This is a genomic window from Pantoea sp. ACRSB, from assembly GCF_022346905.1.
Lineage (GTDB): Bacteria > Pseudomonadota > Gammaproteobacteria > Enterobacterales > Enterobacteriaceae > Pantoea > Pantoea piersonii.
Genome location: NZ_JAKRNL010000001.1, coordinates 901,166 through 917,230 on the forward strand (window position 1 = coordinate 901,166; position 16,065 = coordinate 917,230).

General features: G+C 55.3%; 13 protein-coding genes and 7 tRNA genes. 16 read left to right on the forward strand and 4 right to left on the reverse strand.

Annotated features, from left to right (window positions below; genetic code table 11):
- The first annotated feature begins 228 nt into the window (after positions 1 to 228).
- The 4 genes from ybfF (at position 229) to fur (ending at position 2,887) form a co-directional block, all read left to right on the forward strand.
- Entirely contained in the window at positions 229 to 993 is a 765-nt protein-coding gene (gene ybfF, locus MHZ89_RS04380; protein WP_311781999.1) for an esterase, read from the forward strand.
- 154 nt (positions 994 to 1,147) lie between these two features.
- Entirely contained in the window at positions 1,148 to 1,423 is a 276-nt protein-coding gene (gene ybfE, locus MHZ89_RS04385; protein ID WP_120451434.1) for a LexA regulated protein, read from the forward strand.
- Between the two features lie 135 nt (positions 1,424 to 1,558).
- A complete protein-coding gene (gene fldA, locus MHZ89_RS04390; protein WP_081136329.1) occupies positions 1,559 to 2,089 on the forward strand; it encodes a flavodoxin FldA in 531 nt (176 codons plus the stop codon).
- A gap of 354 nt (positions 2,090 to 2,443) precedes the next feature.
- Positions 2,444 to 2,887 carry a ferric iron uptake transcriptional regulator gene (gene fur / locus MHZ89_RS04395; RefSeq protein WP_120451433.1) on the forward strand — a complete coding sequence of 148 codons (444 nt, stop codon included), beginning with the start codon at positions 2,444 to 2,446 and terminating at the stop codon, positions 2,885 to 2,887.
- 57 nt (positions 2,888 to 2,944) lie between these two features.
- Here fur and MHZ89_RS04400 read toward each other — a convergent pair whose 3' ends face one another.
- The 3 genes from MHZ89_RS04400 to nagE form a co-directional block, all read right to left on the reverse strand.
- Positions 2,945 to 3,340, reverse strand: coding sequence for a hypothetical protein (locus tag MHZ89_RS04400; protein ID WP_311782258.1), 396 nt, complete (start codon positions 3,338 to 3,340; stop codon positions 2,945 to 2,947).
- Positions 3,341 to 3,576: 236 nt separating this feature from the next.
- Positions 3,577 to 5,244: a glutamine--tRNA ligase gene (gene glnS, locus MHZ89_RS04405; RefSeq protein ID WP_311782000.1), complete on the reverse strand. Its 1,668-nt coding sequence runs from the start codon at positions 5,242 to 5,244 to the stop codon at positions 3,577 to 3,579.
- Positions 5,245 to 5,407: 163 nt separating this feature from the next.
- On the reverse strand, positions 5,408 to 7,438 hold the full coding sequence (gene nagE / locus MHZ89_RS04410) for an N-acetylglucosamine-specific PTS transporter subunit IIBC (RefSeq protein WP_311782001.1): 2,031 nt from the start codon (positions 7,436 to 7,438) through the stop codon (positions 5,408 to 5,410).
- 331 nt (positions 7,439 to 7,769) lie between these two features.
- Between nagE and nagB the strand changes: the two genes are divergently transcribed.
- From nagB to MHZ89_RS04470, 12 genes are all read left to right on the forward strand, one after another.
- Positions 7,770 to 8,570, forward strand: a complete 801-nt coding sequence (gene nagB, locus MHZ89_RS04415; RefSeq protein ID WP_120451426.1) for a glucosamine-6-phosphate deaminase — start codon at positions 7,770 to 7,772, stop codon at positions 8,568 to 8,570.
- Between the two features lie 57 nt (positions 8,571 to 8,627).
- A complete protein-coding gene (gene nagA / locus MHZ89_RS04420; RefSeq protein WP_311782002.1) occupies positions 8,628 to 9,776 on the forward strand; it encodes an N-acetylglucosamine-6-phosphate deacetylase in 1,149 nt (382 codons plus the stop codon).
- 7 nt (positions 9,777 to 9,783) lie between these two features.
- The gene (locus MHZ89_RS04425) at positions 9,784 to 11,004 is read left to right on the forward strand and encodes an N-acetylglucosamine repressor (protein ID WP_120451422.1); all 1,221 of its coding nucleotides are present in this window, start codon (positions 9,784 to 9,786) and stop codon (positions 11,002 to 11,004) included.
- A gap of 20 nt (positions 11,005 to 11,024) precedes the next feature.
- Positions 11,025 to 11,777, forward strand: coding sequence for an HAD-IIA family hydrolase (locus MHZ89_RS04430; protein WP_311782003.1), 753 nt, complete (start codon positions 11,025 to 11,027; stop codon positions 11,775 to 11,777).
- Positions 11,778 to 12,069: 292 nt separating this feature from the next.
- Positions 12,070 to 13,737 (forward strand): asparagine synthase B, encoded by a 1,668-nt coding sequence (gene asnB / locus MHZ89_RS04435; RefSeq protein ID WP_120451419.1) that lies wholly within the window; start codon positions 12,070 to 12,072, stop codon positions 13,735 to 13,737.
- Positions 13,738 to 13,952: 215 nt separating this feature from the next.
- Positions 13,953 to 14,029 (forward strand) — tRNA-Met (locus tag MHZ89_RS04440).
- A gap of 9 nt (positions 14,030 to 14,038) precedes the next feature.
- Positions 14,039 to 14,123 (forward strand) — tRNA-Leu (locus MHZ89_RS04445).
- A gap of 21 nt (positions 14,124 to 14,144) precedes the next feature.
- Positions 14,145 to 14,219: transfer RNA gene (locus MHZ89_RS04450), tRNA-Gln, on the forward strand.
- 34 nt (positions 14,220 to 14,253) lie between these two features.
- Positions 14,254 to 14,328 (forward strand) — tRNA-Gln (locus tag MHZ89_RS04455).
- A 27-nt stretch (positions 14,329 to 14,355) separates the two neighbouring features.
- Positions 14,356 to 14,432 (forward strand) — tRNA-Met (locus tag MHZ89_RS04460).
- A gap of 6 nt (positions 14,433 to 14,438) precedes the next feature.
- Positions 14,439 to 14,513 (forward strand) — tRNA-Gln (locus MHZ89_RS04465).
- Between the two features lie 27 nt (positions 14,514 to 14,540).
- Positions 14,541 to 14,615, forward strand: a tRNA-Gln gene (locus MHZ89_RS04470).
- A 243-nt stretch (positions 14,616 to 14,858) separates the two neighbouring features.
- Here MHZ89_RS04470 and ubiF read toward each other — a convergent pair.
- Positions 14,859 to 16,031, reverse strand: a complete 1,173-nt coding sequence (gene ubiF, locus MHZ89_RS04475; protein ID WP_311782004.1) for a 3-demethoxyubiquinol 3-hydroxylase — start codon at positions 16,029 to 16,031, stop codon at positions 14,859 to 14,861.
- Positions 16,032 to 16,065 lie beyond the last annotated feature (34 nt).

The following is a 16,065-nucleotide window of genomic DNA, read 5'->3' on the forward strand; positions in this document are numbered from 1 at the left end:
GTGACAGAACCACGCCAGCCTGAAAAACGCCGTTGCAAAGCTCGGTTGTTCGCTGGACGGACGGGGTTCTAACATAAGGATTATAAAGTTAAAACCAGGCGGGCTGATAGCATTCGCACGCTCAGAGGGCAAAAGTCGGAATATGCCCTAAAGCCTGTCGTGTCGTCGCGCCTGGAAAGGTAAAAGCATGATAACCTAACCCAAGGTCCCCATCGTAAGAACTTTGCCATGATTTTAAATGCTCGTCTGCAAACTGACCAATCAATCGCTGACTCCTTACCCATCCTCTTCATTCACGGCCTGTTCGGCAGCCTGGATAACCTTGGCGTGCTGGCGCGTGGCCTGAAAGACGCAGGGCCGTTGATTCAGGTGGATGTACGCAACCACGGCCTCTCGCCGCGCGCCGGGGAGATGAGCTATCGCGCCATGGCGCAGGATATGTTCGAGACGCTGGATGCGCATCATATCGATCGCGTCGCCGTTATCGGCCACTCGATGGGCGGTAAGATCGCCATGGCGATGAGCGCGCTGGCACCAAAGCGGCTGGAGCGGCTGGTGCTGATCGATATCGCGCCGGTGGATTACCAGACGCGACGCCACGACGACATCTTCGCCGCCGTACGCGCGGTGAGCGACGCAGGCGTGCGCCTGCGCAGCGAGGCCGCGCAGGTGATGCGCACCCATATTAAAGAGGACGGCGTTATCCAGTTTCTTCTTAAATCGTTTCAGGATGGCGAGTGGCGCTTCAACGTTCCGGCGCTATGGGATAATTACGCTACAATAACTGGCTGGGAAGAGGTGCCGGCCTGGCCCCATCCCGCGCTCTTTATTCGCGGCGGCGACTCGCCCTATCTCGACAATCACTACCGCGACGCGCTGCTGCGTCAGTTTCCGGCGGCCCATGCGCATGTGATCAGCGGCGCTGGCCACTGGGTACATGCCGAGAAGCCTGATGCCGTATTGCGCAGCGTTCGTCGCTTTTTTGCGCTTTAAAAGCAAAAGCTTGCCGTTCGCGGTTTAGCATTGGCGTCATCTCTTCGGCTGGAGTATGATGGCGCGCTAAATTTTGCCGCTGCTCATTTTTTGTCGCGGCAATGGCCCATTTCGTTATAAACGCGCCTGTTCGCGCCTTCAGTTTTACTAAGCCATGGCAAAAGAACACACTGACCGCACCACGCTGGATCTGTTTGCAAACGAGCGTCGGCCCGGTCGACCGAAAACCAGTCCGCTATCGCGTGATGAACAGCTGCGCATCAATAAGCGCAATCAACTGAAACGTGACAAAGTGCGCGGGCTGCGCCGTGTCGAACTCAAAATGACCAGCGAAGCCGTGGATGCGTTAAATACGCTGGCTGAGCAGCGCAACATCAGCCGCAGCGAACTGATTGAACAAATGCTGCTGGCGCAACTCAAACTGGACTGAATCGCGCAAAGCGCACGCAGAAGCAAATCGCGCGGCTTTTCAAGTTCCGCCCTTTTGCTCGCTCTGCTATCATTCGCTTACTTGTGCGCTCTGCGCATGCATCTCATTATCAGGATTTAAGAGGTTATTTACCCCATGGCAATCGTAGGCATCTTCTTTGGCAGCGATACCGGCAACACCGAAAACATTGCAAAAATGATCCAGAAACAACTGGGCAAAGACGTTGCGGAAGTGCATGACATTGCCAAGAGCACTAAAGAAGATCTGGAAGCATTCGACATTCTGCTGCTGGGTATTCCAACCTGGTACTACGGCGAAGCGCAGTGCGACTGGGATGACTTCTTCCCGACGCTGGAAGAGATCGATTTTAACGGCAAGCTGGTGGCGCTTTTCGGCTGCGGCGACCAGGAAGATTACGCAGAATATTTCTGCGACGCGATGGGCACCATTCGCGACATCATCGAGCCGAATGGCGCGGTGATCGTGGGTCACTGGCCGACCGAAGGCTATCACTTTGAAGCCTCTAAAGGCCTGGCAGACGATAAACACTTCCTTGGTCTGGCTATTGATGAAGATCGTCAGCCAGAACTTACCAGCCAGCGCGTGGACGCCTGGGTTAAACAGATCTATGACGAACTGCAGCTGCAGGCGATCATCGAAGCCTGATTACCCACATACTCAATGTGGGCGCTGGCTCACATTGAGTAAATGTTTTTTCCTATAGAAATAATAGCTACAGCTTTTTAACTTTTATCTCCGATTCTGTACAATACCCACATCGGTTATCTGCTTATTTCTGCCGTGAGGTCATGAAGTTAGCGAAATGATAACGAACCTCCTGTATTTCTCCGCCCGGTGCCGTTACGTATCTTCTTACAGCCCGTGTTGATCTCAGGCGTTTCCCTCGGTTTTCATTTCAATACTTCACCTCTATAATGAGACGCAAATGAGAACAGACACCGAACGACATTCAAGGCAAGGCGCCTCAAGTAACCAGCAAAGTAACAGGACAATATCCGCATGACTGACAACAACACCGCATTAAAGAAGGCTGGCCTGAAAGTCACGCTGCCCAGACTTAAAATTCTGGAAGTGCTTCAGGAACCTCAGTGCCATCACGTCAGCGCGGAAGATCTTTATAAACGCCTGATCGATATGGGCGAAGAGATTGGTCTGGCTACCGTTTATCGTGTACTTAACCAGTTTGACGATGCGGGCATCGTGACGCGTCACAACTTTGAAGGCGGGAAATCGGTTTTCGAACTGACCCAGCAGCAGCATCACGATCATCTGATCTGCCTCGACTGCGGCAAAGTGATCGAGTTCAGCGATGAGTCGATCGAAGCGCGCCAGCGGGATATCGCAACCCGCCACGGCATCAAGCTGACTAACCACAGTCTTTATCTCTACGGTCACTGTGCGCTGGGCGATTGCCGCGAAGACGAAACGCTCCACGACCAGTAAAAATGTGCTATGCAGTCATTCTAAAAGCCGGTATGTCTACCGGCTTTTTTATGCGCCTCAGGCAACCAGGGTTTCATGAAGGTAGCGCCAGCGGGGAACGGACGTGCTGCAGTCCAGAATTGCCAGCGAGATACGCGTCTGATCGCTGCCGTTCATCATCTGCAGTTCACGGTACTGAATGGTGACTTCATCTTTTTGCTGCGAGATGACGGCGTGCTCGCTGGTAGCGATGCGCATTCCTTCGCGTCGTCCCTGCAGCTGGCGGAACAGATCTTCAGTCTGGTTCAGATCGAGCAGCCTGCCCTGCGGCGTCACCATGCGGAAGTCGGGATGGAAATGCGACAGCAGCAGATGGAAAGTGTCATCCCCACCTGAAGGCTGGTTGAATATACGTTCGATTAACTGATGTAAAACCACTACGCTGTGTTTTGCTTCCTGACCAAGAGCTGTCATCATTTCTCCTTCTTATGCCCGCATAGCCTCTTTAAAGAGCGAATAGCCTACCTGAAAAAAAGAAATTCACAGCTGGAAACTGATTAATTTTCGTTAACTCAGATAACTCCCAGCGCGGCCTGATAAAAGCTGATTATTTACAACAGCACAAAAAAACGTCTAAGTGCAGATTGCAGCCATAAAAAAGGGCGATTGCTCGCCCTTTTATGATCTTATGATGGCGTTGATTTAAAAATCTAATCGCCGATTTTCGCCCAGGTATCACGTAAACCAACGGTGCGGTTAAACACCAGATGGTTGGGACGCGAGTAGCGACTGTCGGCGCAGAAATAGCCTTCGCGCTCAAACTGATAAGGCGCTTCCGGGGTGGCATTCTGCAGGCCCGGCTCGACGAATCCCTGACGGATCTCTAATGAGTTCGGATTGATGGTCGTCAGGAAATCCTCTTCCGCACCCGGATTCGGCACGCTGAACAGGCGATCGTAGAGACGGAATTCCGCTGGCAGCGCATGGTCCGCAGAGACCCAGTGGATTACCCCTTTCACCTTGCGGCCATCAGCCGGATCTTTGCTTAAGGTATCGACGTCGCAGGTGCAGTAGATGCAGGTGATATTGCCTTCTTCATCTTTAGCAACGCGTTCGGCGCGGATTACATAAGCATTGCGCAGACGAACTTCTTTGCCCAGCACCAGGCGCTTGTACTGCTTGTTGGCTTCTTCTCGGAAGTCAGCGCGGTCGATCCACACCTCACGGCCAAAAGGCACATCGCGAGTGCCCATTTCAGGCTTGTTCGGATGGTTCGGCATAGTGATGGTTTCATTATGACCGGCCGGCAGGTTTTCAATCACCACCTTCAGCGGATCGAGCACCGCCATGGCGCGCGGCGCGTTTTCGTTCAGATCGTCGCGAATGCAGGACTCCAGCGACGCCATCTCCACCACGTTGTCCTGTTTGGTTACGCCGATACGGCGGCAGAATTCGCGGATCGAAGCGGCAGTGTAGCCGCGACGGCGCAGACCAGACACGGTCAGCATGCGCGGATCGTCCCAGCCCTCTACCACGTTTTCGCTGACCAGCTGCGTCAGCTTACGTTTCGACATCACCGCATATTCGAGGTTAAGGCGGGAGAACTCATACTGGCGCGGATGCACCGGAATAGAGATGTTGTCCAGCACCCAGTCATACAGACGGCGGTTATCCTGGAACTCCAACGTACAGAGCGAATGGGTGATATTTTCCAGCGCATCGGAGATGCAGTGCGTAAAGTCATACATCGGATAGATGCACCACTTTTTGCCGGTCTGATGATGCTCGGCAAACTTAATGCGGTAGAGCACCGGGTCGCGCATTACGATAAAGCTGGAGGCCATATCGATTTTGGCGCGCAGGCAGGCTTTGCCCTCGGCGAATTCGCCGTTGCGCATTTTCTCAAACAGCGCCAGGTTCTCTTCTACGCTGCGATCGCGGTATGGGCTGTTTTTACCCGGCGCGGTCAGGGTGCCGCGATATTCGCGGATCTCTTCCGGCGTCAGTTCGTCAACGTAGGCCAGACCTTTATTGATCAGTTCAACCGCGTAGTGATAAAGCTGATCGAAGTAATCTGAGGAATAACGAACCTCCCCACTCCACTCAAAGCCCAGCCACCGCACGTCGCGCTTGATGGATTCAACGAACTCCATATCTTCTTTAACCGGGTTGGTATCGTCGAAACGCAGGTTGCACTGACCCTGATAGTCCTGAGCGATGCCGAAGTTCAGGCAGATCGATTTTGCATGGCCAATATGCAGATAGCCATTAGGCTCAGGCGGGAAACGGGTATGCACGCTGTTGTGCTTGCCGCTCGCCAAATCTTCGTCAATGATCTGACGAATAAAGTTAGTTGGGCGGGCTTCAGCCTCACTCATCTCTCAATCCTCAATACGTATAGCGGGTGGTTTGTACCACGAAGTAACGGAGTATGATCCACAAAGCGCCGAAGGGAAACAACCGGTTTGTTAAGGCGATAAAACGAAAAAAGGCAGGAATTGCTTCCTGCCTGCTTTTTTTTACGTCGCCGCGGTTAAGGACTTAGCCTTTTACCTCGTAAAGCGGAGTTTCTCCGGCCACTACCGCGCCGGTCGCCAGCAGCGTCAGGCCGACGAAATCCTCACTGTTGCTGACCACGACCGGACTGATCATCGAGCGCGCGTTGGCGTTCAGGAAATCGAGATCCATTTCCAGCACCGGCTGTCCCGCCGAAACCAGCGCGCCCTCTTCCACCAGCCGGGTAAAGCCTTTGCCACCCAGCGCCACGGTATCGAGGCCCATATGCACCACAACCTCCACGCCGCTGCTGGTTTCCAGACAGAAAGCATGATTGGTGTCGAAAATCTTCACCACCGTACCTGCGGCTGGCGCCACCACCACTTTACCCGTCGGTTTGATTGCCAGTCCCTCACCCACCGCCTTGCTGGCGAAGGCTTCGTCAGGCACAGCGTCAAGGGCGACAACGTTGCCACTTACCGGCGCCAGCAGCGTTGCAATCACCTTGCTGTCGCGATTCAACGCCGCCTGCGGTTTTACTACCGGTGCCGCAGCGGCGGTAGACGCGCCGCCCGCCGATGCGACTGGCCCTTTTGTCAGCACCTTTTTCATTGCGGTGGCGATGCTTTCCGCCTGGGTGCCGACAATCACCTGCACGCTCTGTTTGTTCAGGCGAATTACGCCTGACGCGCCCAGGTGTTTGGCGACCGATTCATTCACCTGTGACGAGTCTTTCACGTTCAGACGCAGGCGAGTAATACAGGCGTCAATGCCGGTCAGGTTGTCGGAGCCGCCGACTGCGCCGATATAGCGACGCGCCAGCGATTCGGTTGCGCTCTCGCCGTTGTCGGTGTTGTCGACGTTAACGTCGTAGCCGTCCGTTTCATCGCCCGCTACCGCCAGCTCGCGGCCCGGCGTCATCAGGTTGAATTTCTTAATCGTGAAGCGGAATACCACATAGTAGAGCGCAAAGAAGACGATGCCCTGCGGGATCAGCATCCACCAGTGGGTCGCCAGCGGGTTGCGGCTCGACAGCACCATATCCACCAGACCGGCGCTAAAGCCGAAACCGGCGATCCAGTGCATGCTGGCGGCGATAAAGACAGAGATACCGGTCAGCACTGCGTGAATCACATAGAGCACCGGCGCCACGAACATAAAAGAGAACTCCAGCGGCTCGGTAATGCCGGTGAAGAAGGCCGCAAAGGCCGCGGCCAGCATAATACTGCCGACTTTAACGCGGTTTTCTGGACGCGCGCAGTGGTAGATCGCCAGCGCCGCACCGGGCAGACCGAACATCATAATCGGGAAGAAGCCCGCCTGATAGCGTCCCGTGATGCCGACAATGCCGGTGCCGTTAGCGATAGACTGCGCGCCGCCGAGGAACTTAGGAATATCGTTGATACCTGCGACGTCGAACCAGAATACCGAGTTAAGCGCATGATGCAGGCCAACCGGGATCAGCAGACGGTTAAAGAAGGCGTAGACGCCTGCGCCGACGGAACCCAGCTTCTGGATATGTTCGCCAAAGCTCACCAGTCCGTTAAAGATCAGCGGCCAGATGTACATCAGAATGAACGCCACCGCGATCATCAGGAATGAGACGAGGATAGGTACCAGGCGTCTTCCGCTGAAGAATGAGAGCGCCTTCGGCAGTTCGACATGGCTAAAGCGGTTATAGACCTCCGCTGAGATAATACCCACCATAATGCCGACAAACTGGTTTTCGATTTTGCCGAAGGCGGCGGGCACCTGATCAAGCGGTATTTTTTGGATCATCGATACGGCTGCCGGCGAGCAGAGCGTCGTCACCACCAGGAAACCGACGAAGCCGGTCAGCGCCGCTGCGCCATCTTTATCTTTTGACAGCCCATACGCCACGCCGATAGCAAATAGTACGGACATATGCTCAATAATGGCCGCACCTGATTTTATCAGCAGCGCGGCGAGCGCGTTGCTTGCGCCCCAGGCGTCCGGGTCAAGCCAGTAGCCGACCCCCATCAATATTGCCGCTGCCGGCAGGGTCGCTACCGGCACCATTAACGCGCGGCCAACCTTTTGTAAGTAACCTAACATTTGTCCTTTCCCCCTATGAGACTGACTTGTCGCCCTGCGCCGCTTGCTTTTTATTGTCAGCCGCAGGGGTTGAATGACACTACACTTCACGTTGCGCAGTGTAATGACAAATTAATTCGTCTCGCAAATTATAAGCGTCTCATCTGTGATAATTATCACCAAAAAGCACCGATAACCACGTAGACGTCTGGCGAACGACCCCAACTTATTTTATGATAAAAAATATCAAGACGTAGCGACCGCATAACGAAACTGTTTTACGTTTACAGCGTGAAGATGACCGCAGCGGTTACTGCATCGCCCCTTTTCTTTTCTCAGAATGAGGTGAAACATGCGACTTATCCCTTTAGCTACCCCTACGCAGGTCGGTAAGTGGGCAGCCCGTCATATCGTTAACCGTATTAATGCCTTTAACCCCACCGCAGACCGCCCCTTCGTTTTAGGTTTGCCGACGGGCGGTACACCGCTGGAAGCGTATAAGCATCTTATTGAGATGCACAAAGCGGGCCAGGTCAGCTTTAAGCATGTCGTCACCTTCAATATGGACGAATATGTCGGCCTGCCGAAAGAGCATCCGGAAAGCTATCACAGCTTTATGTACCGTAATTTTTTCGATCACGTTGATATTCAACCAGAAAATATCAATCTTCTGAATGGCAATGCGCCAGATATTGACGCAGAATGTCGCCAGTATGAAGAGAAGATTCGCGCACTGGGTAAAATCCACCTGTTTATGGGCGGCGTTGGCAATGACGGTCATATCGCCTTCAACGAACCCGCCTCTTCGCTGGCCTCACGCACCCGCATTAAAACGCTGACGCACGACACCCGCATGGCGAATTCGCGCTTCTTTAACGGCGATGTGGATCAGGTGCCGAAATATGCGCTGACCGTGGGCGTCGGCACGCTGCTGGATGCGGAAGAAGTGATGATTCTGGTGACCGGCCATGTTAAAGCGCAGGCATTACAGGCCGCTGTCGAAGGCAACGTCAATCATATGTGGACCATCAGCTGCCTGCAGCTGCATGCAAAATCAGTGGTGGTATGCGATGAACCCGCCACCATGGAACTGAAAGTGAAAACCGTTAAATATTTCCGCGAAATGGAAGCGGAAAATATGAAAGGCGTGTAAGACGATGTTGTAAATGCCCGCCGCCTCGATCTGGCGGGCTCAGCCGGGAGAACCAAGATGTACGCATTAGTAAACGGCCGAATTTATACTGGTCATGAAATTCTGGATAACCACGCGGTGGTTATTGCCGATGGGCTGATCGAACGCGTCTGTCCACGCGATGCGCTGCCCGCTGATATTGCGCAGCGCGACGTTTCAGGCGCGCTGATCGCTCCCGGCTTTATTGACTTACAGCTTAACGGCTGCGGCGGCGTGCAGTTTAATGACGACATCGACGCGCTGAGCGTCGAGACGCTGGAAATCATGCAGCGCGCCAACGAAAAATCGGGCTGCACCAGCTTCCTGCCAACGCTTATCACCAGCAGCGACGAACTGATGAAGCGCGCTATTGACACCATGCGCGCTTACAAACGCAAATATCAGCATCAGGCGCTGGGCCTGCATCTGGAAGGTCCCTGGCTGAATAAGGCCAAGAAAGGCACGCATAATCCCGATTTGATTCGCCTGCCCGACCCGTCGCTGGTGCGGTATTTGTGCGACAACGCCGACGTTATCACCAAAGTGACGCTGGCGCCGGAAAACGCCGGCGACGAGGTAATTCGTCAGCTGACGCAGGCGGGCATTATCGTCTCTGCGGGTCACTCCAACGCCACCTATGATGAAGCCAAAGCGGGTTTCCGCGCCGGCGTCACCTTCGCGACCCATCTCTATAACGCCATGCCCGCTTTCGCCGGTCGTGAGCCGGGCCTGATTGGCGCGCTGTTTGATGCGCCCGACGTTTATTGCGGCATTATTGCAGATGGGTTACACGTCCATTACGCTAACGTACGCAATGCCAAACGCATCAAGGGCGATAAGCTGGTGCTGGTTACCGACGCCACCGCGCCCGCAGGCGCCGAAATTGATAAATTCATTTTCGCTGGCAAAACAATATACTATCGCAATGGCCTGTGCGTGGACGAGAACGGAACGCTGAGCGGCTCCGCCATTACCATGATTGAATCAGTACGCAACGCCGTCGAACATGTCGGCATCGCACTGGATGAAGCGCTGCGTATGGCGACCCTCTACCCGGCACAGGCAATGGGCGTGGAAAAACAGCTGGGCACTGTCGAAGCGGGAAAAGTCGCAAACCTGACTGTTTTTACGCGTGATTTCAAAATCACTAAGACGTTTGTCAATGGAGACGACGTCCTGAGCGAGTAAGCACTGAATGACCACTGGCGGCCAGACACAAATAGGAAATGTCGATCTTGTCAAGCAACTCAACAGCGCAGCCGTTTACCGGCTAATCGATCAGCAAGGCCCCATTTCGCGCATTCAGATTGCTGAACTCAGCCAGCTTGCGCCCGCCAGCGTCACTAAAATTACCCGCCAGCTTATCGAGCGCGGCCTGATTAAAGAGGTGGATCAACAGGCATCCACCGGCGGTCGCCGCGCCATTTCCATCGTTACCGAAACGCGAAATTTCCACGCTATCGGCGTCCGGCTCGGCCGTAATGACGCCACGCTGACGCTTTTCGACCTCAGCGGCAAGTCGCTGGCGCAGGAAGATTATGCGCTGCCGGAGCGTACTCAGGAGACGCTGGAACACGCGCTGTTTGCCGCTATCGACAGCTTTATTGCGACCCACCAGCGTAAGATCCGCGAACTGATCGCGATCTCGGTGATCCTGCCTGGCCTGGTCGATCCGATAAACGGCGTGATCCGCTATATGCCGCATATCACCGTCAGCCACTGGCCGCTGGTGGCCGGCTTGCAAAATCGCTTCAAGGTTACCAGCTTCGTCGGTCACGATATTCGCAGCCTGGCGCTGGCGGAGCACTACTTTGGTGCGAGCCGCGACTGCGCCGACTCGATCCTGGTGCGACTGCATCGCGGCACCGGCGCGGGCATTATCGCTAACGGCCATATTTTTCTCGGCAGCAACGGCAACGTAGGCGAAATTGGTCATATTCAGGTCGATCCGCTCGGTGAGCGCTGCCACTGCGGCAATTTCGGCTGTCTGGAGACCATCGCCGCGAACGGCGCGATTGAAAACCGCGTGCGTCATCTGCTCAGTCAGGGCTACCCTAGCGTTCTGACGCAGGATGCCTGCCAGATTGGACAAATTTGCAAAGCCGCTAATCAGGGCGATGCGCTGGCCTGCGAAGTCATCGAATATGTCGGCCGCTATCTTGGTAAAGCGATCGCCATTGCGATTAACCTGTTCAACCCGCAAAAAGTAGTGCTGGCGGGTGAAATCACCGACGCAGAAAAAGTGCTGTTTCCGGCTATTGAAGGTTGTATTAATACGCAAGCGCTCAACGCCTTCCGCAAAAATTTGCCGGTGGTGCGTTCCGAGCTCGATCATCGTTCAGCGATAGGCGCTTTTGCTCTGGCAAAACGCGCCATGCTTAACGGCATTTTGCTGCAACATTTACTGGAAGAGTAAACGCGAACCGGACTGAATCTATGACGATAAAAAGCGTAATTTGCGATATTGACGGCGTGTTAATGCATGACAACACCGCCGTTCCCGGCGCGAAGGAATTTTTGCAGCGTATCCTGCAAAAAGAGATGCCGCTGGTGGTGCTGACCAACTATCCCTCGCAGACCGCGCAGGATCTGGCGAACCGCTTCGCCAACGCCGGCGTTGAGGTGCCCGATTCGGTGTTTTATACCTCGGCGATGGCAACCGCCGATTTCCTCCGCCGTCAGGAAGGCAAGAAAGCCTACGTGGTTGGCGAAGGCGCGCTGATCCACGAACTCTATAAAGCGGGCTTTACCATTACCGACGTCAATCCCGATTTCGTTATCGTTGGCGAGACGCGCTCCTTCAACTGGGAGATGATGCATAAGGCTGCCTTTTTCGTTGCCAGCGGCGCGCGCTTTATCGCCACCAATCCCGATACGCACGCGCGCGGCTTTGTGCCCGCCTGCGGCGCGCTCTGTGCCGGGATCGAAAAAATCTCTGGCCGTCGCCCTTTTTACGTTGGCAAACCCAGTCCGTACATTATGCGCGCCGCGCTGAATAAGATGCAGGCTCACTCCGAAGAGACAGTAATCGTCGGCGATAACCTGCGCACCGATATCCTGGCTGGATTTCAGGCGGGGCTGGAAACCGTTCTGGTGCTCTCCGGCGTCTCAACGCTGAGCGATATTGACGCGATGCCTTTCCGTCCCGACTGGATTTACCCTTCTGTGGCCGATATCGACCTGTTTTAAATCTTCTCTCTGCGCCGCCTGCTGACGGGAGGCGCTTATCTTTCCGAGCCCCCCTCCCACTGCTTATTTTTTGTTCATTTCTTGGCATCCATTGCCGATCCATCAATGAAAAGCGCGATTAATTAAACATTATTCAATTTTAATGCCTGAGCAACATTCTTTTTATCAGTAAAAAGCGAATATGCTTGCATTGCCCACATGAAATAGCGCATTTTCTTATACATCACGCAGCCGCTGGCTGCCGGACAAGGCAACGATAACATCGCCGACAGGCGAGCTCAGGAGTCAGAATATGTGTTCTATTTTTGGTGTGTTGGATCTGAAAAGCGATCCGGTTGAACTGCGTAAAAAAGCGCTGGAGAGTTCTCGCCTGATGCGTCACCGCGGGCCGGACTGGTCTGGCGTGTATGCCGACGATAAAGCGATCCTCGCGCATGAGCGTCTGTCCATCGTCGACGTTAACAACGGCGCCCAGCCGTTGTACAACGCCGATCGCACCCATGTTCTGGCGGTTAACGGTGAGATCTACAACCATCAGGCGCTGCGCGCCGAGCTGAGCGATCGCTACCAGTTCCAGACCGGCTCCGACTGTGAAGTTATTCTGGCACTCTACCAGGAAAAAGGGGTCGATTTCCTTGACGAGCTGCAGGGCATGTTCGCTTTTATCCTGTGGGACAGCGAAAAGCAGCAGTATCTGATCGGCCGCGACCATATCGGCATCATCCCGCTCTATATGGGTAACGATGAACATGGCAACCTTTTTGTCGCCTCTGAAATGAAAGCGCTGGTGCCGGTGTGCCGCTCAATTAAAGAGTTCCCCCCGGGAAGCTATCTCTCCAGCACCGACGGCGAGATCCGTCGTTACTGGCAGCGTGACTGGATGGAGTATGCCGCGGTAGAACACAACACCACCGATGCCGCAGGCCTGAAGCATGCGCTGGAAGAGTCGGTGAAAAGCCACCTGATGTCAGACGTACCTTACGGCGTACTGCTCTCCGGCGGGCTGGACTCCTCGATTATCTCGGCGGTGACTAAACGCTTTGCCGCGAAACGCGTCGAAGATCAGGACAAGAGCGACGCCTGGTGGCCGCAGCTGCACTCTTTCGCGGTCGGTCTGGAAGGATCGCCGGATCTGAAAGCGGCGAAAGCGGTGGCAGAACACCTGGGTACGGTGCACCACGAAATTCACTTTACCGTACAGGAAGGGCTGGATGCGATTCGCGATGTGATCTATCACATTGAAACCTATGACGTTACTACCATTCGCGCCTCAACGCCTATGTACCTGATGTCGCGTAAAATCAAGGCGATGGGCATCAAGATGGTGCTTTCCGGTGAGGGCGCGGATGAGGTGTTCGGCGGCTATCTCTACTTCCATAAAGCGCCGAACGCCAAAGAGTTTCATGAAGAGAACGTGCGTAAACTGCTGGCGCTGCATATGTACGACTGCGCACGCGCCAACAAAGCGATGTCCGCCTGGGGTGTGGAAGCGCGCGTGCCCTTCCTCGACAAGAAATTCCTCGACGTGGCGATGCGCATCAACCCGCAGGACAAGATGTGCGGCAGCAACGGCAAGATGGAAAAACACATCCTGCGTGAATGCTTCTCCTCTTATCTGCCGGAAAGCGTCGCCTGGCGTCAGAAAGAGCAGTTCTCAGACGGCGTGGGCTACAGCTGGATCGATACGCTGAAAGAGGTCGCGGCGAAGCAGATAAGCGATCAGCAACTGGCGACCGCGCACTTCCGCTTCCCGTACAACACGCCGGCATCGAAAGAGGCTTACCTCTATCGCGAAATCTTTGAAGAGCTGTTCCCGCTGCCAAGCGCGGCGGAGTGTGTGCCTGGCGGTCCGTCGGTCGCCTGCTCCTCCGCGAAAGCGATTGAATGGGATGAAGCGTTCAAATCAATGGACGATCCTTCAGGCCGCGCAGTGGGTGTGCATCAGTCCGCTTATAAATAAGTAAAATAAGTGATAATAAAGGGGTCTTGCGAGACCCCTTTTTTTTAGCTTTGATGCGGTTACGATCAAAATTTGCCGAATAATTCATCAGCCTGGTTACAAGCCAGACAAACAGGCGCGCGGAGGCGAAAAACGGCAAAAAATGTGTTGACGCTCCACAACTCAATACGCATAATGCGCCCCGCAACGCCGATGAAGGTAACGCGTAAAAAGATGGCTACGTAGCTCAGCTGGTTAGAGCACATCACTCATAATGATGGGGTCACAGGTTCAAATCCCGTCGTAGCCACCATCTTTTTTTGCGGGAGTGGCGAAATTGGTAGACGCACCAGATTTAGGTTCTGGCGCCGCAAGGTGTGCGAGTTCAAGTCTCGCCTCCCGCACCATTTCAGTCTTCGGCAGCCGGATGGGGTATCGCCAAGCGGTAAGGCACCGGTTTTTGATACCGGCATTCCCTGGTTCGAATCCAGGTACCCCAGCCAATCCGATGCACTCTCGTGGATACGAGTCGACAGATGGGATATCGCCAAGCGGTAAGGCACCGGTTTTTGATACCGGCATTCCCTGGTTCGAATCCAGGTATCCCAGCCATCATCGGATGCAGTAAGCAGTACTTTTGGCTACGTAGCTCAGCTGGTTAGAGCACATCACTCATAATGATGGGGTCACAGGTTCAAATCCCGTCGTAGCCACCAAATTATTGGGGTATCGCCAAGCGGTAAGGCACCGGATTCTGATTCCGGCATTCCGAGGTTCGAATCCTCGTACCCCAGCCATACAAAGACAATTTGAACAGACACTATTGGGGTGTCGCCAAGCGGTAAGGCACCGGATTCTGATTCCGGCATTCCGGGGTTCGAATCCCTGCACCCCAGCCAAATTGCACAACAGGCCCGCTTTTGCGGGCTTTGTTGTTTTTGTCGTCTGCTATCTCTTTTCAAACAGCAACGTTGCTGCTCACCGGCTAAAGAGTCTCTTCCCAAAAAGCAAAGCGTCCCGCGACAGGGTCGTTGCGGGACGAGCGGTTATGGATGACGAACAGCGACTTTGCATCGGGGAGAGGCTCTGCGGCCGCGCACGAACGCCGCAGCCGCTCTCACCTACGAAAATGCAGCCTGCGTCTACAACCCCAGCGCGTACCGCAGCACTTTACGCTTCAGCGCCCCCGAACGCTCCGCCGCAATCAGCCCCAGGTTGCGCGCAAACTTCAGCGGTGGCAGTCGGTTGCTAAAGGCGAAATAGAAGAGATCCATTCCGCCCTGCATCAGCAAATTATCCCGCCGGCGCTGTGACTGATAACGACGCAGCACGTTCTCCGAGGCCCACTCCTGCGCATTGCTGCGCGCCTCCACCAGCACCTCCACCAGCGCGTCCACGTCGCGATAGCCAAGGTTGACGCCCTGCCCCGCCAGCGGGTTGATGGTGTGCGCTGCGTCGCCGATCAACGCCAGCCCCGGCAGCACATAACGCTGCGCATGGCGCCGCACCAGCGGAAAGCCGCCCGCCGCATGCGCTTTAAAACGCCCCAGCCGCGCCGGAAACGTCGCGGCGATCTCTTTTTCCAGCTGCGGCATCGGCATCGCCTGCAGCTGGCGAATGCGCGCCGGTGCGTCATACCACACCAGCGAGGCGCGATTATCATACAGCGGCAGAAACGCGCGTGGCCCCTGCGGCGTAAACTGCTGCCAGGTGGAGTCGCCTGCCGGATGTTCGCAGGTGACGCTGATAAGCAAACAGGATTGCGCATAGCTCCAGCCCTGAATCCCAATGCCCGCCATCTGCCGCACCTGCGAGTTCGCGCCGTCGGCGCCGACCACCAGCCGCGTATGCAGCGCCTCGCCGTCGCTGAGATCGAGCCGCCAGCCGCCGTTCTCCTGTTGCAGGCAGGAGAGCGTCGCGGGACAGCGCAGCTGAATATCGAGCTGCTCCATCCTTTCCCACAGCGCGCGCTGCAGAACGTTATTCTCGACCATAAAGCCCAGCTCTGGCAGACCCAGCGACGCGGCATCGAAACTGACGTGGGCCGTTTGCCACTCCCAGGTTTCCAGCTTGCGATAGGGCGCGCAGCGCATCGCCTGGACGCGCGGCCAGACGTCGAGCTGCTTCAGCAGCCCTGCCGAGGCGCTGCCAATCGCGGAGATACGCACGTCGGGATCGCTGTCGGGGTCAAAAGGCGCAGGCTCCGCGCGCTCCACGACCGCGACGCGAAACTGCTGAAGCGCCAGACCGCACGCCAGCGCTGCGCCGACCATGCCGCCGCCTACCACCACCACATCAAAGCGGTTATCCTGCATTGCTTATCTCCTTCTGCTCTTTACCCGCCGCGTA

What these genes read in the sequence shown, in the direction of transcription:
- ybfF (WP_311781999.1), top strand. Translation starts at nt 229, where the DNA reads ATGATTTTAAATGCTCGTCTGCAAACTGACCAATCAATCGCTGACTCC.
- ybfE (WP_120451434.1), top strand. Translation starts at nt 1,148, where the DNA reads ATGGCAAAAGAACACACTGACCGCACCACGCTGGATCTGTTTGCAAAC.
- fldA (WP_081136329.1), top strand. Translation starts at nt 1,559, where the DNA reads ATGGCAATCGTAGGCATCTTCTTTGGCAGCGATACCGGCAACACCGAA.
- fur (WP_120451433.1), top strand. Translation starts at nt 2,444, where the DNA reads ATGACTGACAACAACACCGCATTAAAGAAGGCTGGCCTGAAAGTCACG.
- MHZ89_RS04400 (WP_311782258.1), bottom strand. Translation starts at nt 3,340, where the DNA reads ATGACAGCTCTTGGTCAGGAAGCAAAACACAGCGTAGTGGTTTTACAT.
- glnS (WP_311782000.1), bottom strand. Translation starts at nt 5,244, where the DNA reads ATGAGTGAGGCTGAAGCCCGCCCAACTAACTTTATTCGTCAGATCATT.
- nagE (WP_311782001.1), bottom strand. Translation starts at nt 7,438, where the DNA reads ATGTTAGGTTACTTACAAAAGGTTGGCCGCGCGTTAATGGTGCCGGTA.
- nagB (WP_120451426.1), top strand. Translation starts at nt 7,770, where the DNA reads ATGCGACTTATCCCTTTAGCTACCCCTACGCAGGTCGGTAAGTGGGCA.
- nagA (WP_311782002.1), top strand. Translation starts at nt 8,628, where the DNA reads ATGTACGCATTAGTAAACGGCCGAATTTATACTGGTCATGAAATTCTG.
- MHZ89_RS04425 (WP_120451422.1), top strand. Translation starts at nt 9,784, where the DNA reads ATGACCACTGGCGGCCAGACACAAATAGGAAATGTCGATCTTGTCAAG.
- MHZ89_RS04430 (WP_311782003.1), top strand. Translation starts at nt 11,025, where the DNA reads ATGACGATAAAAAGCGTAATTTGCGATATTGACGGCGTGTTAATGCAT.
- asnB (WP_120451419.1), top strand. Translation starts at nt 12,070, where the DNA reads ATGTGTTCTATTTTTGGTGTGTTGGATCTGAAAAGCGATCCGGTTGAA.
- ubiF (WP_311782004.1), bottom strand. Translation starts at nt 16,031, where the DNA reads ATGCAGGATAACCGCTTTGATGTGGTGGTGGTAGGCGGCGGCATGGTC.